The 21,233-nt window shown below is 62.8% G+C and carries 28 protein-coding genes and 1 tRNA gene; 17 read left to right on the top strand and 12 right to left on the bottom strand.

All coding sequences use genetic code 11. The features are described from left to right. Positions 1 to 5 precede the first annotated feature (5 nt). Both IVB01_RS32590 and IVB01_RS32585 read right to left on the bottom strand, forming a co-directional pair. Positions 6 to 143: a hypothetical protein gene (locus tag IVB01_RS32590; RefSeq protein WP_247281505.1), complete on the bottom strand. Its 138-nt coding sequence runs from the start codon at positions 141 to 143 to the stop codon at positions 6 to 8. A gap of 23 nt (positions 144 to 166) precedes the next feature. Next, the gene (locus IVB01_RS32585; RefSeq protein WP_247459098.1) at positions 167 to 406 is read right to left on the bottom strand and encodes a hypothetical protein; all 240 of its coding nucleotides are present in this window, start codon (positions 404 to 406) and stop codon (positions 167 to 169) included. A gap of 26 nt (positions 407 to 432) precedes the next feature. Between IVB01_RS32585 and IVB01_RS32580 the strand changes: the two genes are divergently transcribed. The 3 genes from IVB01_RS32580 to IVB01_RS32570 all read left to right on the top strand — a co-directional run bounded on the left by IVB01_RS32580 (position 433) and on the right by IVB01_RS32570 (position 3,862). Beyond that, positions 433 to 2,454 (top strand): YgiQ family radical SAM protein, encoded by a 2,022-nt coding sequence (locus tag IVB01_RS32580; protein ID WP_247281530.1) that lies wholly within the window; start codon positions 433 to 435, stop codon positions 2,452 to 2,454. 713 nt (positions 2,455 to 3,167) lie between these two features. Beyond that, complete coding sequence (locus IVB01_RS32575) at positions 3,168 to 3,368, top strand: DUF6494 family protein (RefSeq protein ID WP_027547784.1); 201 nt, start codon at positions 3,168 to 3,170, stop codon at positions 3,366 to 3,368. Between the two features lie 170 nt (positions 3,369 to 3,538). Next, complete coding sequence (locus IVB01_RS32570; RefSeq protein ID WP_247495183.1) at positions 3,539 to 3,862, top strand: hypothetical protein; 324 nt, start codon at positions 3,539 to 3,541, stop codon at positions 3,860 to 3,862. Between the two features lie 297 nt (positions 3,863 to 4,159). Here IVB01_RS32570 and IVB01_RS32565 read toward each other — a convergent pair whose 3' ends face one another. Beyond that, positions 4,160 to 5,191: an MBL fold metallo-hydrolase gene (locus IVB01_RS32565; protein ID WP_247281508.1), complete on the bottom strand. Its 1,032-nt coding sequence runs from the start codon at positions 5,189 to 5,191 to the stop codon at positions 4,160 to 4,162. A 70-nt stretch (positions 5,192 to 5,261) separates the two neighbouring features. Further along, positions 5,262 to 6,074: a helix-turn-helix domain-containing protein gene (locus tag IVB01_RS32560; RefSeq protein WP_247281509.1), complete on the bottom strand. Its 813-nt coding sequence runs from the start codon at positions 6,072 to 6,074 to the stop codon at positions 5,262 to 5,264. 501 nt (positions 6,075 to 6,575) lie between these two features. Between IVB01_RS32560 and IVB01_RS32555 the strand changes: the two genes are divergently transcribed. Continuing rightward, positions 6,576 to 7,088 carry a PRC-barrel domain-containing protein gene (locus tag IVB01_RS32555; RefSeq protein ID WP_247281510.1) on the top strand — a complete coding sequence of 171 codons (513 nt, stop codon included), beginning with the start codon at positions 6,576 to 6,578 and terminating at the stop codon, positions 7,086 to 7,088. A gap of 271 nt (positions 7,089 to 7,359) precedes the next feature. Here IVB01_RS32555 and IVB01_RS32550 read toward each other — a convergent pair whose 3' ends face one another. Then, on the bottom strand, positions 7,360 to 7,587 hold the full coding sequence (locus IVB01_RS32550; protein WP_247281511.1) for a hypothetical protein: 228 nt from the start codon (positions 7,585 to 7,587) through the stop codon (positions 7,360 to 7,362). Positions 7,588 to 7,903: 316 nt separating this feature from the next. Beyond that, the gene (locus tag IVB01_RS35825) at positions 7,904 to 8,059 is read right to left on the bottom strand and encodes a GreA/GreB family elongation factor (protein ID WP_346015511.1); all 156 of its coding nucleotides are present in this window, start codon (positions 8,057 to 8,059) and stop codon (positions 7,904 to 7,906) included. Positions 8,060 to 8,211: 152 nt separating this feature from the next. On the opposite strand from IVB01_RS35825, the gene IVB01_RS32545 reads away from it, so the two are divergent. The 7 genes from IVB01_RS32545 to IVB01_RS32515 all read left to right on the top strand — a co-directional run bounded on the left by IVB01_RS32545 (position 8,212) and on the right by IVB01_RS32515 (position 12,840). Further along, on the top strand, positions 8,212 to 8,397 hold the full coding sequence (locus IVB01_RS32545; protein ID WP_247281512.1) for a hypothetical protein: 186 nt from the start codon (positions 8,212 to 8,214) through the stop codon (positions 8,395 to 8,397). Between the two features lie 656 nt (positions 8,398 to 9,053). After that, positions 9,054 to 10,076, top strand: coding sequence for an LLM class flavin-dependent oxidoreductase (locus IVB01_RS32540; protein WP_247281513.1), 1,023 nt, complete (start codon positions 9,054 to 9,056; stop codon positions 10,074 to 10,076). Positions 10,077 to 10,423: 347 nt separating this feature from the next. Beyond that, positions 10,424 to 10,768: a DUF1236 domain-containing protein gene (locus tag IVB01_RS32535; RefSeq protein WP_247281514.1), complete on the top strand. Its 345-nt coding sequence runs from the start codon at positions 10,424 to 10,426 to the stop codon at positions 10,766 to 10,768. Positions 10,769 to 10,882: 114 nt separating this feature from the next. Then, a complete protein-coding gene (locus IVB01_RS32530; RefSeq protein WP_247281515.1) occupies positions 10,883 to 11,242 on the top strand; it encodes a hypothetical protein in 360 nt (119 codons plus the stop codon). A gap of 232 nt (positions 11,243 to 11,474) precedes the next feature. Then, positions 11,475 to 11,981 (top strand): hypothetical protein, encoded by a 507-nt coding sequence (locus tag IVB01_RS32525; protein WP_247281516.1) that lies wholly within the window; start codon positions 11,475 to 11,477, stop codon positions 11,979 to 11,981. A 58-nt stretch (positions 11,982 to 12,039) separates the two neighbouring features. Next, positions 12,040 to 12,393 (top strand): hypothetical protein, encoded by a 354-nt coding sequence (locus tag IVB01_RS32520; protein WP_247281517.1) that lies wholly within the window; start codon positions 12,040 to 12,042, stop codon positions 12,391 to 12,393. 18 nt (positions 12,394 to 12,411) lie between these two features. Then, positions 12,412 to 12,840, top strand: coding sequence for a hypothetical protein (locus IVB01_RS32515; RefSeq protein ID WP_247281518.1), 429 nt, complete (start codon positions 12,412 to 12,414; stop codon positions 12,838 to 12,840). Positions 12,841 to 13,007: 167 nt separating this feature from the next. Here the strand turns inward: IVB01_RS32515 and IVB01_RS32510 are convergent, their stop codons facing one another. From IVB01_RS32510 to IVB01_RS32500, 3 genes are all read right to left on the bottom strand, one after another. After that, positions 13,008 to 13,463 (bottom strand): hypothetical protein, encoded by a 456-nt coding sequence (locus IVB01_RS32510; RefSeq protein WP_247281519.1) that lies wholly within the window; start codon positions 13,461 to 13,463, stop codon positions 13,008 to 13,010. A gap of 10 nt (positions 13,464 to 13,473) precedes the next feature. After that, entirely contained in the window at positions 13,474 to 13,692 is a 219-nt protein-coding gene (locus IVB01_RS32505; protein ID WP_247281520.1) for a hypothetical protein, read from the bottom strand. A 266-nt stretch (positions 13,693 to 13,958) separates the two neighbouring features. Continuing rightward, complete coding sequence (locus IVB01_RS32500; RefSeq protein ID WP_247281521.1) at positions 13,959 to 14,117, bottom strand: hypothetical protein; 159 nt, start codon at positions 14,115 to 14,117, stop codon at positions 13,959 to 13,961. A 244-nt stretch (positions 14,118 to 14,361) separates the two neighbouring features. Here IVB01_RS32500 and IVB01_RS32495 point away from each other — a divergent pair, with 244 nt between their 5' ends. Beyond that, positions 14,362 to 14,688: a hypothetical protein gene (locus IVB01_RS32495; RefSeq protein WP_247281522.1), complete on the top strand. Its 327-nt coding sequence runs from the start codon at positions 14,362 to 14,364 to the stop codon at positions 14,686 to 14,688. Positions 14,689 to 14,772: 84 nt separating this feature from the next. Here the strand turns inward: IVB01_RS32495 and queD are convergent, their stop codons facing one another. From queD to IVB01_RS32480, 3 genes are all read right to left on the bottom strand, one after another. Beyond that, positions 14,773 to 15,192 carry a 6-carboxytetrahydropterin synthase QueD gene (queD, locus tag IVB01_RS32490; RefSeq protein WP_247281523.1) on the bottom strand — a complete coding sequence of 140 codons (420 nt, stop codon included), beginning with the start codon at positions 15,190 to 15,192 and terminating at the stop codon, positions 14,773 to 14,775. A 4-nt stretch (positions 15,193 to 15,196) separates the two neighbouring features. Then, positions 15,197 to 15,273, bottom strand: a tRNA-Arg gene (locus tag IVB01_RS32485). Positions 15,274 to 15,537: 264 nt separating this feature from the next. Further along, a complete protein-coding gene (locus IVB01_RS32480) occupies positions 15,538 to 16,983 on the bottom strand; it encodes a HAMP domain-containing sensor histidine kinase (RefSeq protein ID WP_247281531.1) in 1,446 nt (481 codons plus the stop codon). 407 nt (positions 16,984 to 17,390) lie between these two features. On the opposite strand from IVB01_RS32480, the gene rpmH reads away from it, so the two are divergent. From rpmH to IVB01_RS32455, 5 genes are all read left to right on the top strand, one after another. Beyond that, positions 17,391 to 17,525, top strand: coding sequence for a 50S ribosomal protein L34 (rpmH, locus tag IVB01_RS32475; protein ID WP_212501943.1), 135 nt, complete (start codon positions 17,391 to 17,393; stop codon positions 17,523 to 17,525). A 28-nt stretch (positions 17,526 to 17,553) separates the two neighbouring features. Beyond that, complete coding sequence (gene rnpA / locus IVB01_RS32470; protein WP_247281524.1) at positions 17,554 to 17,946, top strand: ribonuclease P protein component; 393 nt, start codon at positions 17,554 to 17,556, stop codon at positions 17,944 to 17,946. Further along, complete coding sequence (gene yidC, locus IVB01_RS32465) at positions 17,946 to 19,814, top strand: membrane protein insertase YidC (protein ID WP_247281532.1); 1,869 nt, start codon at positions 17,946 to 17,948, stop codon at positions 19,812 to 19,814. Before rnpA ends, yidC begins: the two co-directional genes overlap by 1 nt. Positions 19,815 to 19,954: 140 nt before the next feature. Beyond that, positions 19,955 to 20,608, top strand: coding sequence for a ribosome biogenesis GTP-binding protein YihA/YsxC (gene yihA / locus IVB01_RS32460; RefSeq protein WP_247281525.1), 654 nt, complete (start codon positions 19,955 to 19,957; stop codon positions 20,606 to 20,608). Beyond that, entirely contained in the window at positions 20,608 to 20,973 is a 366-nt protein-coding gene (locus tag IVB01_RS32455) for a DUF423 domain-containing protein (protein ID WP_247281526.1), read from the top strand. The genes yihA and IVB01_RS32455 overlap by 1 nt, the downstream gene beginning before the upstream one ends. Positions 20,974 to 21,233: the final 260 nt, after the last annotated feature.

Here is a 21,233-nt window from a genome sequence, read left to right as displayed (position 1 = left end):
CGCCGTCACGGCTCCTCCTCCGGTCCCGGCCTGTCCAGAAAATCCAGCGCGGTGTTGATCTGTTCGAGCTGGTGCTCAAGCCTGTCGCGGTCTTCGACCGACTGCGCTGTCTCGAGCTGTTCCACGAGCTTCTGCTTCCGCATCAGCAAGTTCTCTATGACGGTGCTCACAATTCCCCCATCGCCAGAGGCGACGTCACGAACGCCGAGATGGTGGAGGCGCGCGCGACACGGGCCCGGTTAGAACCCTGGACCAGAATGTCCGCAGCGGCGATTGGTTCCCGCGGCCGACACCCGATCAGCGCGGCCGCGAGGATGGAACTCCCCGCTCGACTCGTCATGACGATGCCGCCAAGCTGCATCGGCGAGACATCGGCAAAGGCCACGCATCGATTGGTTGAATTCACCCGCCCGGACCCCTATGCCTATCCGTATGGACACCCAGATCGTCACCGCCGAAAAGCCCCTGATGGCACAGGCGCGCCCGCGCAAGCCGGCGCCGTTCCTCCCCATGAGCCGTGCCGAGATGAATGCGCTCGGCTGGGATGCTTGCGACATCGTGCTGGTGACGGGCGATGCCTATGTCGATCATCCGAGCTTCGGCATGGCGATCATCGGCCGGCTGCTCGAGGCGCAAGGTTTTCGCGTCGGCATCATCGCGCAGCCGGACTGGCACTCGGCGGAGCCGTTCAGGGCATTGGGCAAGCCGCGCGTGTTCTTCGGCGTCACCGGCGGCAACATGGATTCCATGGTGAACCGCTACACCGCGGACCGCCGCCTGCGCCACGACGATGCCTATACGGCCGGCGGCGAAGGCGGCAAGCGGCCGGACCGCTGCACCATCGTCTACGCTCAGCGCTGCCGCGAGGCGTTCAAGGACGTGCCCATCGTGCTCGGCGGCATCGAGGCCTCGCTGCGCCGGATCGCACATTACGATTACTGGTCCGACAAGGTGCGCCGCTCGGTGCTGGCCGACGCCAAGGCGGACCTTCTGCTCTACGGCAATGCCGAGCGCGCCGTCGTCGAAGTGGCGCAGCGGCTCGCCGCCGGCGAGGCGCCGCGCGAGCTCGACGACATCAGGGGCGTCGCGCTGTTCCGCAAGGTCCCTGCGGATTACACCGAGCTGCACGCCGACGATCTCGACTCCGCCGACGAGGGCGCATCGCGCCAACGCGGCGCCACGGTGATCCGCCTGCCGGCCCTTGAACAGGTCGAGCAGGACCGCGAGGCCTATGCGCGCGCTTCACGCGTGCTGCATCGGGAGAGCAATCCCGGCAATGCGCGGCCGCTGGTGCAGCGTCACGGCGATCGCGATCTCTGGCTGAACCCGCCGCCGATCCCGCTCACCACCGAGGAGATGGACGCGGTCTACGACCTGCCTTACGCGCGCGCGCCGCATCCGTCCTACGGTGATGCAAAGATCCCCGCCTGGGAGATGATCAAATTCTCGGTGACGATCATGCGCGGCTGCTTTGGCGGCTGCACCTTCTGCTCGATCACCGAGCATGAGGGCCGCATCATCCAGAACCGTTCGGAGGGCTCGATCCTGCGCGAGATCGAGAAGATCCGCGACAAGACGCCGGGCTTCACCGGCGTGATCTCCGACATCGGTGGCCCTACCGCCAACATGTACCGGATGGCGTGCAAGGATCCGAAGGTCGAGGCGGCGTGCCGGCGGCCGTCCTGCGTCTTCCCCGAGATATGTCCGAACCTCAACACCTCGCATGACGATCTGATCCGGCTCTATCGCAAGGTGCGCGAGACCCGTGGTATCAAGAAGGTGATGGTCGCCTCCGGCGTGCGCTACGACCTCGCGGTGGAGAGCCCCGAATACATCAAGGAGCTCGTCACCCATCACGTCGGCGGCTATTTGAAGATCGCGCCGGAACATACCGAGCGCGGCCCGCTCGACAAGATGATGAAGCCGGGCATCGGCGCCTACAACCGCTTCAAGCGGATGTTCGATGAAGCCGCCGAGCAGGCCGGCAAGAAATACTATTTGATCCCCTATTTCATCGCGGCACATCCCGGCACGACCGACGAGGACATGATGAACCTCGCGCTCTGGCTGAAGAAGAACCGCTATCGCGCAGATCAAGTGCAGACCTTCCTGCCCTCGCCGATGGCGACCGCCACCGCGATGTACCACACCGGCGTCAACCCCCTGCGCGGCGTCCGCCACGGCGGCAGCGACAAGGTCGAGGCGATCAAGGGCCTGCGCCAGCGCCGCCTGCACAAGGCATTTCTGCGCTACCACGACCCCGACAATTGGCCGGTGCTGCGCGAGGCGCTGAAGGAGATGGGCCGCGCCGATTTGATCGGCTCGCAGCCCCACCAGCTCGTCCCCGCGCACCAGCCCCCCGGCACCGGCAAGGCCGCCGGCACGAAGCGCCCGGTTCGCCCCGGCGTCAGGACGCAGCGGTTTACAACCAAGGGCGTGCGGGTGGTGAAGTAGCGGGACGAGTGAGCTTTCGTGCCCCCGCAACAAGAATGTCAAAAACAACCCCATGCGCAGTAGGCGCCCTTAGCGGGATCAATGGCTTAGACACTTTGCAGAGAGATGTTGACCCGTCGGGCAAAAAGTCGTTGCCCCGTCGGGCAACACAGGCGCATGATGGCATCATCGGGCACGTGGAATAGAGCGAGCCCGGTCTCTGCCCGTATCGATATCCTCGAGCTTCACACCGCGTCCCACGCGCAGGCTGTCACACGCCTGATCGACGCGTTGCAGGGGGATTTATACTTCCCCGGGGAATTAGCACCGGACGGTAGCACCGTGTGACACCGGCTTCACCCTTCGCGACTGGGTGGTCCACGCCCGAGCCGTCACGGCTTCGTCAACACGGCCGGCACCAAATCCGGATGCGCTAGCGCGTGCATTTATTATCGATCAGCCCCCAGGCAGGCGCCTCCGTTCTGCCTTCGAAAGCAGACCTGGCCGGTTCGCCTTTGCAAGTCAGCTAAGGGCCCAACGGCGACGTCCTGACGAGCGACGCCGCGAAGCGAGGCGGCTTACTCGTGTCGTCAAACCTTGAACTCGCCACGATGCCCAGAAGCAAGCGGCGAATGAACGTCCCGATCATTGATCCCTAGTCCGGGACTTGGGGGGCTGTAAACACGGGATCGCCAATGTGTTAGACTTTGTCCAGCCGATCAGGGAGAAAAGCCATGACCGCCGAGTTCGATGAAGACCGCTTCAATATGGCTATCCGTAAGTTTCTGAAGCATGTCGGAGTTACATCGCAGCGTGAAATCGAGAACCTAGTGCGTAGCGGGGCGGTGAAAGGTGGCGAGCTCAAACTGCGAATGACCCTGTCCGCTGAGGGGACGCCGCTGAAACATGTTGTCGAGGAAACAGTCGCACTCTGACGAGGGCACACGCTGCGACCCAACGTCCGTTCAGGGCCAGAACCAGCCGTTTAATAGCGAGGACCGCCGTTGATTGCGTCTCGGCGCCCTGACGTGATCGAGAGCCATCGGCGAAGCTCAGGCGTTGGCCGCCGAATGCCTTGCTTTGCGCGACGGCCAATCGATCTGGCATGTCGGAAGAACCCATACGCGGTGAGCAGGATCACAACCATTGTGGTCGCGAAGTAACCAGCCTCAAAAAAGACGATACAAGCGATCCACGCGACGAAGAACACGACCTGCCAGAGCAAGGCGAACCCGAGATAAGTTTTGCCGGTTGGGATGCCATTGCTCATACTGATCACTTATGCATCCTTGCAATCGGCGGCGCCCCCCAAGTTGATCCTTCCGGCTTGCGACGAGCCCATGGTAATACGTTGCGCATCGAAACGCGGAACTTCCGCTTCGGGTCAAAGTGCGAAGAACTCAGGTTGAGCAAATCAGGCCCGCTCTAATGTAATGACCGGACTTTGGTCCGCCGATGCTCAATTTCGCAGATGGCCCAAAAGCTGACGAACGATGCGGGGATCTTTTCGCGCTACCACGTTCGCTTCAAGTCACGAGATTGCCCAAAGTCTGACCAATTCAAATGTTCGCCAGCTCCCCTTTTGGCCCACGAATAGCGCCGTCTAACCTGAGGTTCTGCTCAAAGTAGTCGCGCAGCCAGGGCAGCTTACTGTTAAGTGTCCCTCGTGACGGGCTCATCCGGCAGACCGCCAGCAGCGGATCGTCAAGGATTAGTTCCTGCGCATCTAATCGGAATATCCGCGAAACTCCGGATTCCATCTCTTGACGGCGACGCTGTCGCCAATCTCGAACCGCATAAGGTCGTCGCCAACTTGAAACGGAGCCGCATATGTGCCCTTGGTCCGCGACACGAGTACATCCTGGCTCACACCGAGGAGTATGACATGTGTGTAGGCGGCGAGCTTCGGTTTGACCCGGGAAAACACCTCGCCGGCCTGTTCGGGCGACGTGTGATGGTCCGCGACTGGCTTCATGTACGGCAACTCTGCCAGTTTCGCGGACGTGGCAAAAACCTCATGGATCAGAAGATCCGTGCCCGTCGCAAACTTGATGAGATTCTCATCGAACTTGGTGTCACCTGACAACGTGACCGACTTCGCGCCATAATCAACGCGATATCCCACTGACGGCTTGATCAGGTCACCATGATTGACGGCGAATGCCGTCACCTTGACGCCGGCCTCCTCGAACACGACCCGATCAGCCTGGAAGTCATGCGCGTCGATTTGGGTGGCGACGGCCGGGATTTTTTCGTCGGCCATTCGTATCCGCGCATCGTCCGCAAACGCCTCGGTGAGCCCTTTGGCGATTCTCGCCGCTCCGCCCGATCCTGTGCCATCCGATGGCCCAAACAGTCGCAATGGTCGGCTGCGGAAGCCGAACGGTCCGAACATGTATCCGGTCATCCAGAGGTCCGGCAGACCTTCGACATGGTCGGAATGATAGTGGGTGAGAAAGACGGCATCGATGCCTTTCCCTGCGGGTATCCCGAGCTGATACAACCTCACCGTCACGCCGCGGCCCGCATCGAATAGCAGATTGAGTCCACCGGCTTGTATCAAGGTGGCCGGCCCAAAGCGCGCCGTGCCTGGCTCGGGGCCGCCGGTGCCGAGCAACGTCACCACGATTTCACCGGGGCGGCCCGCACGTTCTTGCTGCTGAGCCGACGCGTCTGAAACGCAAGCCACCAGTGCAAAGCCTATCATCGCGGCACTAACCACCAAATTGCGTGCCATCCTGCCGCCGTTGCTTGCCATCGTGGGACCCCTGAGTCGCGTTTGCCTACTGGCAAGCAAACCACGGCTGAGGCTTCATGGCTTGTATTTTTCAGCCATCGGGCGAGAGGATGTTGTCCCAATCGCCGATGAATTGGTGGGGTGGCAGGCCGACTAGCGCGTAGCATTCCCGGACGAAGTGCGCCTGATCGAAGTAGCCGGCCTCGTGGACGATTTGCGTCCACGGCTTGGCCGGCTGATTGCGATGCATCGTCAAGGCGGCATCAAATCTCGCCGTGCGCGCGTACAATTTTGGGGGAAGGCCCGTTTGCATCGTGAAGCGACGTTGAAACTGGCGGGCGCTCAGACCCGATTGCGAGGCCAATGCGGCGATCCGGATGTTACCCCGGGCGGACATGAGACGGCGGGACGTGACGCCAATTCCATCCTCCGCGGCACGGCCTTCCAACATGGCGCCAAACCATCGTTCTGCCGCGGCGACACGCGAAGAAAAGTCCTGCGCCGATCGTACGGCGTCTTGGAGGAGCGCGGCGCGGTTTCCGAGCACGTCGCGTGCCGGGACGCCTTCGTCGATCAGGTATGTCATTCCGATTCCGACCAGCCGGTGCAGAGCTGCCGGCTGCAGCAGAATGTTGAAGATATGTAACTGACCCGAAGCATAGAGATGAATCCGGCGCGCGCCCTGGGGCCCGACGACGACCATCTCCGGCGCGGTCGCGAGGCGCCCGCCATCGAGGCGAAGACGTAATGGATCGCCCAGGTAAATATCGATAATCTGATGCGGACGTGCCGTCAGCGGAAATGCCAGCACGTGAGAGCCTAGCGTCGCGCGGCGTTCTTCGAAGGAGCGAACGACGTTCCTCAGTTTCGGATGAGGCTCCGTACGCCTGAGATCCATCGACATCCCTCATCTGAGCACGGTAGGCCGGCGGGCGAGCCCCGTTACCCGCCATGGACACTATCATGGATTGGCGCGCTGGCCTCCACCTCGAACTTCCGCACTTGGGCGCCGCGAGAGGCCGAGCCGCAGGCACCTTCCGCAACTTGCACCATTTTTGCTCACGCATTCATAGATCGTGCTTTGAAGAATGCGCTTTTTGGGAGGGGCTTATGGTAGTAGGAATCACTGCAATGCCTTGCTCGCATCTGGTCTGGCGTGCACTTTCGTCTATCGAGAGCTCGAACGAGGACGTACGGCGCATGAGAACGCTGCTAAAAATTGTCCTCGTGGCGGTCTGCGCTGCAATCTTGACGACATTGCTAGGGGCGTTTCCGTCCGAATCGTGACCACCGAACGTCGCTGGGTTGCTGGCTCCGGTGGGATCGAGTTCGGGAACAAGTGGCAGTTCCGGGCGTTGAGGCCGGCATCTGAACGGGTGCGGTTCTCACGTGGAGGAGATAGTAGATGAAAAGCTTTCTTGCCGTGGCTCTGCTTGGCACTGCCGTGATCGGCGGCGCTGCGTTCGCGCAATCCACTCAACCGGCTGATCGCGCTGCGCCGGCTGCCACCGCCCAACCGGTGGACGCGAAGATGGCGCTCAAGGGCAATTGGCGAGCCTCGAAGCTCATGGGCTTGAACGTCTACAACGAGGCCAACGAGAAGCTCGGCGACGTCAACGAACTGCTCGTCGACAAGAGCGGCAAGATCAACGCCGTGGTGATCGGCATCGGGGGCTTTCTCGGCATGGGCGAACACGACATCGCCGTCTCGATGGACAAGCTGAAGTTCGTCGAAGAGCCTGTCCGGACGAGCTCGACGAGCACCTCGACCACCTCCCGCGACACGACTACCGGCGCGGCTTCGACCAATACGACTAACCGCAGCGCGAACGATTGGGTCCCCGACCACGCCGTCATGAGCGGCAACAAGGAGCAGCTGAAGGCGCTCCCGCAGTTCAAGTATTCGGACTACAACTAGCAGGTCGAGCGCTCGCGAAAGATTAGGGCCCCAACCGGGGCCCTTTTTTCTGCTGAGCGAGGCTTCGCAGACCACAAAAAAGGCCCGCCCGGCTTGAGGGCGAGCCTTTCGTGCGAGCTGGTGTTCGCTCAGTGCATGTGAACTAACCAATAGCCGACGCCGCCAACAACGAGCACGGCAGGAACGGCCCATAAAATCAGCACAGGCATCTTCTCCTCCAATTGCATCAGAACGTTTTTCACCGGGCCGGCTAGGCCCTGCAAGAACCGTTTTACTGTTCAGTGCAGACCTTGGTGGTCTTCACGGCGGACTCGGCTTCCGTCTTGGTCTTGTAGATGCCGTCGCCTACGATAGTCGTAGTGGTAGTCGTCGGTTTGGTGTCGACCACGGTGCACTTCTTGGTGGTCGCGTCGCGAACGATGTAGAACTCGGCGGCGCTGGCGGCCTGTGTGCCGAGGGCAAAGGCGGCGAGAGCGCCGCATACGATCAGCTTCTTCATGTATCCTCCTCAAGCTCGTAAGTAGTCACTGCCAACGAGGACGCGCGACTGAAGTTCCGGTTGTTCCCGTCTGCAGCGGCCTGCGCCATTTCGCTACACTGGGGTGAGGGGTTCCTAAAAGCGCGGATGGAAAGAGCCGTGGGTAAGCAGCGGTCGGGGGCCCCAGCTCGATCATAGATCGAGGGGCAGCTCAGTTGGACCTTCAAGCCCTGAAGAAGGTTGCCAGGAAGAGCACGACACCCAGAACGACGCTGATACCGATGACCGTTAAGGCGGCCTGTTCTAGCTGAAAGCACCGCGCATACCGACGCCTCCTTCAGTTCAACACGCCGAGTACCCTCAAGGACCAGCTGTTTGGGCCTGGCGTTTGGAACTCGATGGCCTGGCCAACCGATAAGCCGAACAACGCAGTTCCAGCCGGCGTAAGAACCGAGACACGCATAGCGAAGGATTGGTCCAGGTCCTCCAGCATCAGACGCGAAGCATGCGATGCGGCGGGTGCCCCCGGCTAACTGGCCTTTGGTGCGATACACCTTGCTGTATGTAAATGCGCGCCATGGCCGAAGTTGCCAGATTTTCCCGGGTCCAGCGAACGGGCCAAGTCTTAAATGAAGAGGGGCTGGCATGCACTACGGCCGCGCGCACGAAGTTGTAGTTCTTCACGACCGCCTTGAAGCGCTCGCCTTTCAACTTGCCGAGCTGGAACAGTTGCGAGCGCAAGTGCTTTTAGCCGAGCAGAAGGCGGAGCGAACTGGAGGAAAGTGCGAACGCGGGGAGGCTCATGGAAAGCGCCAATTGCCTGCGAAATAGGGCCGCTGCCGGAAAGCAACAACCGGTGCTCCGGTCTGCGCCTCTTCTGCGGCAGGTAAGGGACATTACCAGCACAGAGGCAAGATTTTCGGTCTCCGTCGGTTGAATTCAGGCGACGATAATGAGCCAGTATGTAGAGGCGCGTTACGCGCTGCTGATATTGCAAGAAGCGCGGGAGACCTGCGAAGATCGAGCAGCAATACTGCTCAACAATCTACTGCAAGACCTTAGGCCAGCACAGCAAGATGACCCGCACCGTGCCGGTGCGCTAGCTTCTATCCGGCATTTGGCGGTAATTTTACGTGAGCACCGGATGCCCGCATCGTCTTATTGGGAAGCGGCGCTAGACGCTGCGCACGCATGGCGAGACCATGCAGAGCGATGACGAGGCCTCGGCTCTGCGCTGTCGGGCGACAGTCGTTTTCCAAATGCGTCGCCGTCGGCAACATTTAGTCGTCTGTTCAGCGTCAAAACGCGACGCCGGCCCCAGAGGCCCGAACGCCTGCGATGGGTCAAAAAGCGACATGACGGCGTTGTCTGCTTAGGTCTGCTTCCTCCCAAAGGGCGGCACTTGCGGGTACACGGCTTCCCCTCTTGTCCAACTTTCCTCCAGCCGGCGTATCGCAAACTCCTGCGATCATACTTACTTTGCCTCCATGAAAAAGATCGGATTCCTGTCCTTCGGACACTGGACGCCCTCGCCGCAGTCGCAGACCCGCTCGGCCGCGGACACGCTGCTGCAATCGATCGAGCTTGCGGTTGCGGCGGAACAGCTCGGCTTGGACGGCGCCTATTTCCGCGTACATCACTTCGCCCGGCAGCTCGCATCACCCTTTCCGCTGCTCGCCGCCGTCGGCGCCAAGACCAGCAGGATCGAGATCGGCACGGCCGTGATCGACATGCGTTACGAGAACCCGCTCTACATGGTGGAGGACGCAGGAAGCGCCGACCTCATCGCCGGTGGGCGGCTCCAGCTGGGCATCAGCCGCGGCTCGCCCGAGCAGGTGATCGACGGCTGGCGTTATTTTGGCTATCGCCCGGCCGAGGGCCAGAGCGATGCCGACATGGGCCGGCGCCACGCGGAAGTCTTCCTCGACCTGCTCCGCGGCGAGGGTTTTGCCGAGCCCAATCCGCAGCCAATGTTTCCCAATCCGCCCGGGCTGTTGCGCCTCGAGCCGCATGCGCAAGGCTTGCGCGAACGCATCTGGTGGGGTGCCGGCTCGAACGCCACCGCGGTGTGGGCAGCAAAGCTCGGCATGAACTTGCAGAGCTCGACGCTGAAGAACGACGAGACCGGCGAGGCTTTTCATGTGCAGCAGGCGGCGCAGATCCGCGCCTATCGCGCGGCGTGGAAAGAGGCGGGGCACAGCCGCGAGCCGCGCGTATCGGTGAGCCGCAGCATCTTCGCGCTGATCGACGATCGCGACCGCGCTTATTTTGGCGGGGAACGCGGAGGGGAGGATCAGATCGGCTTCATCGACCCGCGCACCCGCGCGATCTTCGGCCGCTCCTATGCGGCGGAGCCTGACGTGCTGATCGAGCAACTGCGCCAGGACGAGGCGATCGCGGAAGCGGACACGTTGCTGCTGACGATTCCGAACCAGCTCGGCGTCGCCTACTGCGTGCATGCGCTCGAGGCGATCCTGACTCAGGTGGCACCGGCGCTGGGGTGGCGGTAAGGCAAACGACCGCCAGCTGTCACTCGTACGATGCCGTTCAGTTTTTGAAAACGTAGGGCTGACGAGGTCGGCGAGGATTTCCTGCAGATATGCAGCCCCGGGTTCTTTGCATTCAGAAACCGGGGCCTTTGCATTCAGTGCATGTGGCCAATGAGATAGATGCCACCGCCGACAACCAGGATCGCCGGCACGGCCCAGAGAATCAATACAGGCATTATCCTCTCCTCCGAATAACTGCTCCCGGGGAAGAAACAGGAAAAAACGGCAAACGTTCCGCGTTCCTGCGGAACGGCCGAGCTGATGGCGAGTTCATCGCAGCGCCGCATGAAGCGGCGAGGGAGAATGCGATGAAGAAGTTCATGCTGATTTCGGCCGCCGCTCTGCTCGTGTCGACGAGCGCGATGGCGCAAACCACCGTCACCACGACGACCGGCGCCGGACACGGCGCGACCGTGCAGATCGAGCCGGAATACCGCACCAAGATTCGATCTTACGTCACCGAGCACAAGATCCGTCCGGTCGAGACGCGCGAAAAGATCGTGGTCGGCTCGCCGGTCCCGCGCGATGTCGAGCTCGCGAGCGTGCCGAGCGATTGGGGCCCGTCGCTGACGAAGTATCGCTACGTCTATTCGGGCAACCGGGTCATGCTGGTGGACCCCGAGACCCGCATGGTGGTCCAGGAGGTGGATTAACTCCGCCGCGCGGCGGGCCGTGGAGGAGCGGCTCGCCGTGCATCCTGCTTTCATTTTGCGGTAGGGGGCCCGATGCCCATCATTCGATATTTCCTGTTTGCAGGCGCATTGGTCGTGGCGCTGCTCTTCGCACTCGATCGCAATCTGCCGCCACTTGGCGAGCGCTCTGTCGGCCCGGAGGTCGACCGAAGCATCATTCGCATCCACTCCGCACGAGCCTTGCCTGAAAAAATCGTCTTCGACACGTCCACTCAGATCGCCGCCAGTGTCTCTTCGCCTCTGCTCGCCGCCGAGCCGCCGGTCCACGTTGCGAGCAACGCATTGGCGATGGCCGAACCGCGGAAGCCAGAGACGAACACGCCCGCACCTCAGCGCGGCGCGACGCGAGCAGCCGGTCTCCGTTCAAATCGCGCGGCTCGCTCGGCGTCCCCACGTCGACTCTACGATCGCCAGGTGATGGTCGGGGCGTTCTGAGATGTGCTGATGCAGCGTGATCGCGGCGCATGAGGCGCGCAGCCGTTCGCACTCGCTCCAGATGAACGCCAGATGAATAAAAGGATGCGTGGCCGTGTTCGCGCAGCGCGGAACTTCACTTCAGGTTGCGCAAAAGCGTCAACGTGTCCGACGCAAGGAACGTTTGCGCGTTTGCCAATTTATCCCGTGCCTGATTTGGCGATTTGTTTTTGGAAACCCTGGAGGAATGGACATGAGGATCCTGAAGCTTTCTGCGGCTGCGGCCGCGCTGTTGGCCGGCACGGCACTCGCTGTTGCGCAATCGAGTTCGACGGTCGGCACCGGCGGCTCTTCGGCGGGCGGCGGCACGAGCAGCTCGACGGTCGGCACCGGCGGCTCATCGGCCGGCTCGGGCAGCGGATCAGGTTCTGCGTCGACGCTGGGCACTGGCGGCTCGTCTGCGGGCGGCGGCACCAGCAGCTCGACTGTGGGTACCGGTGGCTCGGCGGCCGGCAGCGGCTCGGGAAGCGGCTCGGCCTCGACGCTCGGCACCGGCGGTTCGTCGGCGGGCAGCGGCAAGAGCTCGTCCAGCGTCGGCACCGGCGGCTCGGCGGCCGGCAGCGGCTCGACCGTTGGTCAGTCCGGCGCGTCGAAGTCGCCCGGCATGGGCGACGGCAAGTCCGGTAGCCACGCCAGCGACATGGGCCTCGAGAAGGGCAAGGGCCATAACAAGGACGAGTGGAAGAAGGACAAGAATTAGTCCCATCCCGGGAGCGGCCACGTGCCGCTCCCTTCGTCCATGTTGAGGAGGAGCCGCAATGAACAAGTCAATCGTTGCGATCATGGCGCTGGCTCTGATGGGCAGCGCTGCATCGGCAGAGACCATGGAAAAAACCGGCAAGACGGCATCAGGCGAGACCTGCAAGGTCAAGGTCGAGAAGCATGCAGACGGAAGCATCACCGCGGTCGGCTCATCGAGCTCGGGCACGACCGGGTCGACCTCATCGAGCAGTTCGCTGTCGAGCTCAAGCTCGGCCGGCGGATCATCGGTGCATGTGCAGGCCGGCGGCGGCAACGTCTCGAGCTCGTCGTCGACGGCGGGCGGTCCTGGCTCCACCAGTGCTAGCACCATCACCGTCAACGGCTGCACAATCTCGACATCGTCACCCTGATTGATAGAGGATTGAAACATGAGAAACTTACTCACGACCGCGGCGGTCGCGGCCCTGCTCGCTGCCGCTTCGCCGGTTCTTGCACAGAAGAGCATCACGGGCGGAAGCGGCGGCTCGGCCGCCGCGGGCGGCACATCCGCCTCCACCGTCGGCACCGGCGGCACGTCAACGTCGCCGACCGGCAGCACCGGCTCCTCGATTGCGGCCGGTGGAAGCGCCGCTTCCGTCGACGGCAAGACCCAGACCGGCGTCAGCACGAACAAGGGCAACGGGCCCGTGCTGAATTCCAACGCGCGGGCGCAGGCCCATGAAGGCGGCACGTTCAGCCGCTCGCATACGCGCACCAAGGTCAAGGCCGGCGAAGAGGTCGGCTCGACCACCAAGACGATGTCGCATGTACCGGGCTCGAAGCCGACCATGTCGACGACATCGACGACGGCTCGCTAGAGCATATCGGTTCTGGTGGAATCAGAACCGAAGCTCCTTGTCTTGAAGCTCCTTGGCTTGACGCGTTTTCGTCGCGCGGACCGGTATCCACCTCGCTAGAAAACGCGCCATCCTCACGACCTGCTGCCCGAGTCGCTCGGGCAGCCTTTTTGTTGTGTTGGCCCAGGTCAACCGGCACTCAGGCTGTGGCTGATGCGCGTCACGATGCCGTCCCATTGCCGCTTCTCGGCCGCCGGATAATTGATCAGCACGCAATGCACGTAGCGCCGCGAGAAATTGCATCGGTCGTACCAGATCTTGCCGCGCTTGATGCTGGAGACTACGAAAAATCTCGGTGTGATCCGTTTGTAGATGATCCCGGACGGCGGATTTTTCCTGGCGAGAAATTCGGCGGGCGAGAGACCTTGATTGGGAACAGCTTGCACGGTGAGATCGGCGCGGCCATCGGCCGTGCGAAATTGCTGGCCGTATCCGTCGGGTTTTCCGGCGGGCTCGGTGAAAAGCGAGGCGGGAATGTCGGCCGACGTCCCGGATTCCGGAATCCGGTAGGTCGTCCAGCTGTCTGCCCCGGCAACAGACGATGTCGCACAGAGCGCGATGACCACAGCAGCTGCTGTCCTCATGTCGGCCTCATCAATGACGCGGCGCCAGTTGCAATTCCATCAAAGCGATCCTCTGCAAGGCGGCGGGGTTGCGCTCACCCGCACCGGCCGTGCGCAGGATGGATTCGGCGAGTGCATTGACGTGCGAGGAATGCACGGGCTCCGGCAGGGTCGCAATCGCAGCTTCCAGCGCGGTGGTCATCAGCTCGATCACCTCAGGGGAAAACTCGGTATTGGCAAAGTTCTTCATCGGTGGACCGTGGGAGCCGCCTGCTCAACGTCGGGAAAAAGTGGAAGTTCCTGCGGGGCGGCAAGCCCGGCATCAATCCGAGAGCGCGACGCGCTGACCGACGACGCGGCGGCTCACCCACGTCGCGCCGGCGCTGAGGCAGGCTGCAATCGATCATCAATAGGTTTCCGGAAGGGCCGGCGCTGGCGCGCGCGAGACGCCCGCCTGTGGCGGGCCCTCAGGACGAGGGCTCGTCTCGCGGCGAAGGGCGATTTACTCGCGCGACCTCAGAATAATGCGGCCTTCAGCGCCTGTCCGTAGATCATGGCGGCAACGAGGAAGAGTAGCGCCCACGCTCCCGCGAAGATCATGAGGATTTTCAGGGTCTCGACGTCGATGGTGGTTCTCATTGCACGGGAGAGTGCTTTTGCCAGTGCAGCCATCATCGCCAGCTCCGGACCAGGCCGCGCGGAGCGCGGTCTGGTTCGTGTAGCGTCATTGAGCGCGTTTGCGTGTGAAACAGATTACAGGCGGCGGTCAGCTGATGTTCAGAAGAGCACTTGTGCCGAAGACCATCATTGCTTCAGATCAATGATGTGGCACCAAGTTCCAGGGCGGCTGTCGAGGGCCGTGACATGGAGACGCTGGAACGAGAATGCGAAGCACGGCGTTCGCCTGAAGGAGTCCACCATGCCGACCAAGCCGACCATCGCCCGCATCTGGCGCGGCCGTACCCGCCGCGACATCGCTGACGCCTACCAGACCTATCTGCAGGCGGAGGGCATTCCGCCGCTGTTGAAGACGGCGCTCGGCGTGCAGCAGCTGCGCGAGGACCGCGATGAGGAGACGTGGTTCACGACCATCTCCTACTGGGCGGACGTCGAGGCCATGACGGCTTTCACCAAGGGCGAGCCGACCAAGGTGCATCATCTCGCGCGCGATCCGGAATTCCTGATCGAATTGCCGGAACGCATCGAGATCCACCGCATCCTGATCGACGAACAGGGGCTGCGGTGAATGCCGCCACGCGTATCCCAGCCGAGCGAGGCTGCGGTTCGGGATGCGATGTCGAGCGCATTTTGACCACGGCGCCGTCGCGCGTCACCGCCCCTGATATTCGGCCCAGCAGTCCGCCGTTTCGTAAACGCGGACAGCCGAGATTTGCCACACGCTCGGCTCCAGCCGGTCCCATATCCAGATCGCAATGTTTTCGGCCGTCGGGTTCTCGAGCCCCTCGACGTCGTTCAGGCACCTGTGGTCCAACGCGCCCACGATGTCGGCGAAGCACTTCTCGAGATCAAAAAAGTCCACGACGAAGCCCGTGCGCGGGTCGACCGATCCTTCGAGCTGAACCTCTACTCGGTAGGAATGACCATGCAGCCGGCTGCATCGGTGCGTCTCGGGCACCTTCGGCAGCCGATGCGCCGCCTCGAATTTGAATGCCTGCGATATCTTCATTTGGTTCCCGACAGGGCGCGGCCAATCCGCGATCTCGGATGCCGGTTGCCTGCCCGGCGTCAAGGAATGGCGCGCCCGGAACGATTCGAACGTCCGACCCTCAGATTCGTAGTCTGATGCTCTATCCAGCTGAGCTACGGGCGCGTTTTTCGCAAGCAGCGATGGCGGGCATGACCCGCGACGCATCTCCCGGAAGGCCGGGAGGGGTGCGAAAGAGCGCTCTGACTAGCCGCTCTTGTCCCTGTTGGCAAGATCCGGGATGGGGAGATTTTGCAAGGAGATGACCGCCAGCATGGTCATTCCTGGGCTCGCGAAGCGAGAAGTGCGGAATCTCGCGCCGAAACCTCTAGATTCCGTGGCCCTCCCTTTGGGCCGTCCCGGAATGACGGGAGACTGCCGGCTGGCCGGCTACGCCCGCGCCCGCTCGTTGCGGATGGAGAGCAGTTCCACGGGGCGGTCGGGGATGACGATACGGAAGGTGGCGCCGATGGTGCCTTCGACGAGGTGGATGTCGCCGCCATGGGCGCGGACGAGCTCGGCGGCGATGGCAAGGCCAAGGCCGCTGCCGCCGGGGCGGCCGGAGGTCTGAAACGCCTCGAACAGGTGCTCCCGGGTTTTCTGGGGCACGCCCGGGCCGGTGTCGGAAACCTCCAAGATGGCGACCGCGCCCTCGCGTTTTCCGGTGATCCGGATCTGCTGCACGCCGCCCTCGCCGGACGAGGCATGGCTTTCCAGCGCCTGGGCGGCGTTACGGACGAGGTTGAGCAGCACGCGGAACAGCTGGTCGGGATCCGCATCGACGGCAAGCCCGCGCTCGATTGCGGAAACCCAGGCGATCGAGGCGTCGTTGGCGAGCCCAGCGGTCTCGCGCACCTCCAGCACCACCGGCTCGATCAGGATCATGCGGCGGTCTGGTGCGGCCTCCTGAGCGCGGCCATAGGACAACGTGGATTGGCAGAAGGCGATGGCGCGCTCGAGCGAGCGCACCAGTTTCGGCGCGAAGCGTTGCACCCGCGGATCCGGCACGCTGGCGAGTTGGTCCGACAAAAGCTGCGCCGAGGCCAGCAGGTTGCGCAGATCGTGGTTGATCTTGGAGACGGCGAGGCCGAGGGCGGCGAGCCGGCTCTTCTGATTCAGCATCGACATCAGGTCGCGCTGCATGTCGGACAATTCGCGCTCGGCCACCCCGATCTCGTCGCTGCGCTGGCTCGGCACGATGATCCGCGCCGAGCTCTCGGGATTCTCGTGGAAGCCGACCAGGCTCGCGGTGAGCCGCCGCATCGGGCGCACGAAGAGATAATGCAGAGCGAGATAGACGAGGCCGGCGGTCAGGGCCGCGATGATCAGCGCAACCACCACGACATTACGGGAGAACCGGTACATCTGCTGCCGCAGCGGCAGCTCGTCGGTCACGATCTCAATGAACTGGGCGTTGCCGACGCCCGGCCCAACGATGCGGATGGCCTGGTTGCCGGTCTCCAGCATCATCCGGAACGAGCCGGTGATCGCCTCCCACGCTGTCATGTCGCGCAGGTCGATGTCATGCTCGATGGCCGTAGGAAGGTTGTCGCTGGCGAGCAGCCGGCGCTGCTGGCCCATCTTGATGGCGACGGCGCGGGCATTGATGCTCTTCAAAATCTGCCGCGACAGCGAATCGGGAACCATGCCGAGCGGCGCGGCGTCCAGCACCAGCGCCGCGGTGTTGGCCGCCGCCACCCGGTCGTTGAGCCGGTTGACCCAGAAGTTGGCAATGGCGGGCACGTAAAGCAGGCTGGCCGCGATCATCACCAGCGGGACGGTAAGCAGCAGCAGCTTGCCTGACAGCCCGAGCCCGCGCGACCCGCGCGGCCGCATCGCCGGCTGGTCCGGCTGATCCAGATCCTGGATCGGCTGGCGATCTGTGGCTGCCACGAAATTCGCCCCTGTTGGCCTTGGCTGATGCAAGATGCGACCGGCCCCGGGCCCGGTCAAATTACGGATCGCTAATCTGCCGAGGTGAGATGTAAGCGCTGATAAAGCGAGTCGCTACCTCAAGAGTTAAAAACCCCGCACAAACAGCGATATTCACTGGAAACGCGCGCTTGTGCGGCGTTGACGAAAACAAGGCGCTCGCTTATAAGCCGCGCGAATTGTCCGCGATGACCCGGTGCGACACCGGGAGCGGCTCTCTTGGGGCCGGAAAAGGGCCCGTTTTGGGCCGCATCTTCCGGACTTTACCATCAATTCTACAGGCAAATTGCCCGGTCAGCGGAGAAAAACCCGTGAAGCGGACTTATCAACCCAGCAAACTGGTGCGCAAGCGCCGTCACGGCTTCCGTGCCCGTCTCGCCACGGCCGGCGGCCGCAAGGTTCTCGCCGCCCGCCGCTCCCGCGGCCGCAAGCGTCTGAGCGCCTGAGCCGGACCCCCTTTTTCCGGGATTCATCATGGATCGGCTGAGGCAGCGGGCGGATTTCCTCGCCGTTGCCAATGGCGCGCGGGTGAATAGTCCCGCGTTCGTCCTGCAAAGCCGCCGCCGGGACGACGGCGGCCCGATCCGGATCGGCTTTACCGTTACCAAAAAGAACGGCAACGCCCCCGAGCGCAATCGTATCCGGCGCCGGCTTCGCGAACTGGTGAAGCGGCTAGATCCGGTGTCGATGCAACCCCATCATGATTATGTGCTGGTCGGCCGAAGGGACGCGCTCTCGCGCGACTTCGCGACCATGCTCGACGATCTGCGCATAGCATTCGCGAAGCCCGCGCGGCATACGCCCAAGGGACCGGCGAAGGCCGTGCCCCGCGATAAGCCGCAAACCGGATTGATGACGAGAGAATGATGACCGACAATCGCAACACCATCCTCGCCGTCATTCTGTCCGGCCTGGTGCTGATCGCCTGGCAGTATTTCTACAACGTGCCGCAGATGGAGAAGCAGCGCGCCCAGCAGCAGACGCAGGCCGAGCTCCAGAAAGGCACACCGCAGCCGACGGCGTCGGCGACGCCGGGTGCCGCGCCGCAGGCGGGCGGCACTCCCTCGGCTCCCCCTGTCGCGAACCAGCCGGCCCAGCCGATCGTCAGCCGCGAGGCCGCGATTGCCGCCTCCCCTCGCGTCAAGATCGAAACGCCTCGTTTGACCGGCAGCATTTCCTTGAAAGGCGCGCGCATCGACGACCTTGCGCTCGTGCAGTATCGAGAAACGGTCGACCCGAAGTCGCCGCCGATCATCCTCTATTCGCCCTCGGGCACGGCGGAGCCGTATTACGCCGAATTTGGTTGGGTGGCCGCGACAAGCGACACGAAGGTGCCTGACCGGACCACCGATTGGCAGCAGGAGGGCTCCAACAGCCTGACGCCGTCCACGCCGCTGGTGCTGAAATTTGATAACGGTCAGGGCCTCACCTTCCGCCGCACCATCACGATCGACGACCGCTACCTGTTCAGCATCAAGGACGAGGTGACCAATGTCGGGAACGCGCCGGTCAAGCTCTTTCCGTTCGCATTGATCTCGCGCCACGGCACGCCGCAAGTCTCAGGCTACTACATCCTGCATGAAGGCCTCATCGGCTATCTCGGCGACCAGGGCTTGCAGGAGAAGGCTTACAAGGCCGTCAGCGAGGCCCCTGCGATCGGCAACGGCGGACACGGATTCGAATTCAACAAGGTCACCAATGCCTGGCTCGGCATTACGGACAAATACTGGGCATCCGCGCTCCTTCCCGACACGTCCGCAACGCTCAAGGCACGTTTCGTCGCCGAACCAGGTACCCAGATCCGGTACCAGACCGACTATCTGCAAGATGCGCAGACCGTCGCAATCGGCGGCACGACGACAGCCAACACGCGGCTGTTCGCGGGCGCCAAGGAAGCCGGCGTGGTCGGCATCAACTTCCCGCTCGCAGGCCTCGGCGGCTACAACAAGGAGCTCGGCCTCAACCATTTCGATCTCTTGATCGACTGGGGCTGGTTCTACTTCATCACCAAGCCGATGTTTCTCGGCCTCGACTTCTTCTATCGCTTCTTCGGCAATTTCGGCATCTCGATCCTGCTCGTGACCGTGATCGTGAAGCTGTTGTTCTTCCCGCTGGCGAACAAGTCATACGCCTCCATGGCGAAGATGAAGTCGATCCAGCCGCAGCTTCAGGCGCTGAAGGAGCGCTATCCCGACGACAAGGTGAAGCAGCAGCAGGAGATGATGGAGATCTACCGCAAGGAGAAGATCAACCCGGTCGCCGGCTGTCTTCCCGTGGTGATCCAGATCCCGGTGTTCTTCTCGCTCTACAAGGTGCTGTTCGTCACCATCGAGATGCGGCACGCACCCTTCTATGGCTGGATCAAGGACCTCTCGGCGCCCGATCCGACCAACCTGTTCAACCTGTTCGGACTGATCCCGTTCGACCCGACCACGATTCCCGTGTTCGGCCACTATCTCGCGCTCGGCATCTGGCCGATCATCATGGGCATCACGATGTGGTTCCAGATGAAGCTGAATCCGACGCCGCCGGATCCGACGCAACAGATCATCTTCAACTGGATGCCGCTGATCTTCACCTTCATGCTGGCCGGCTTCCCGGCGGGCCTCGTGATCTACTGGGCCTGGAACAACCTGCTCTCGGTGGTCCAGCAGAGCTACATCATGCGCCGCAACGGCGTGAAGGTGGAGCTGTTCGATAATCTCAAGGCGACGTTCGCGAGGAAAGCGACGTAAGCCGAGGACTTCGAACCTCATCCTGAGGAGCGGCCGCAAGGCCGCGTCTCGAAGGATGGCGACGGGCTCCCGGGCCTGCATGGTTCGAGACGGCGCTTGCGCGCCTCCTCACCATGAGGAACTAGCACTGGGCCTTGAGCATGACCGACGACAAAGATGCGAAGCTGATCGAGGCCGGGCGCAAGCTGTTCGCGCGCGACTGGCAGTTCATCTGGGCTTCGCCCTCGATTGCCACGTTGCCGCCGATGGCGGGGCTGGAGATCGCCTTTGCCGGCCGCTCGAACGTCGGCAAGTCCAGCCTGATCAACGCGCTCACGGGGCGCAACGCGCTGGCGCGCACCTCGCATACGCCGGGCCGCACCCAGGAGCTGATCTTTTTCGAGGTCCCGGGAAAGAGTGACCTGCGCCTCGTCGACATGCCCGGCTACGGCTACGCCAAGGCGCCCAAGAGCCAGGTCGCGTCCTGGACCGAGTTGATCCACAAATTTCTGCTGGGACGTGCCTCACTCGCGCGCGTCTACGTGCTCATCGACGCGCGACATGGTCTCAAGGACGTCGATCTCGAGGTTCTGAAGACACTCGACCGCTCCGCCGTCAGCTACCAGATCGTGCTGACCAAGGCCGACCAGGTGAAGGCGTCCGAGCTGCAATCGCGCATCGCCGAGACCGAGGCCGCGCTGGCCAAGCATCCGGCTGCATTCCCGAACGTGCTCGCGACCTCGTCGCGGAGTTCGACCGGCATGGCCGAGCTGCGCGCCGCCATGGCGAAGCTCTTGGAAGAGCGGACCGCCTGATGACGGCACAACGCCTGCTGATTGGGCTGGCCGGCTTGATGGGCGCCGCCGGCGTTGCGCTGGCGGCCGCCTCCGCGCATGGCGGCGATGCGAGCCGGCTGGCATCTGCCAGCGCCATGCTGCTGTTTCATGCAACTGCCATACTTGCAACCGTCGCCTTGCTCGCGCGCGGCCTTCTGCATGGCGGAATTGGCCTCGTTGCCGCGTTCGGCCTTGCAGCGGGCGCCGCGCTGTTCGCGGGCGATCTCACCTGGCGGCAATATGCGGGACCTGGGCTATTTCCGTATGCAGCGCCGACGGGTGGAACGGTGATGATGTTGGGCTGGCTGGCGGTGAGCATGGCGGCGCTGGTGGTGAAGACGTAGCTTCTTTCTTACGCTCCCCCTGGGAGGGGAGGGTCGCTACGCATGCAGCGAAACGAAATGCGTCGCGGGGGTGGGGTGACAGTCTCTCCACAGAAGCGGCGCCCGTGTGGAGAGATCACCCTACCCCGCTCGCGCTGCGCGTGATCGACCCTCCCCCTCCAGGGCAGGGGAATCGCATGTGAGCGTTCTCTGTAAGGCATTGCGAATTGGGCAGAAATCGATTCTGAAGGTGGCTCCTGAGTTGGAAGGAGCGGCCGATG

It is taken from the genome of Bradyrhizobium sp. 164 (assembly GCF_023073715.1).
Classification (GTDB): Bacteria; Pseudomonadota; Alphaproteobacteria; order Rhizobiales; family Xanthobacteraceae; genus Bradyrhizobium.
The sequence above is the reverse complement of the archived record's forward strand: the minus strand, read 5'-3'. Positions and strand labels throughout refer to the sequence as shown.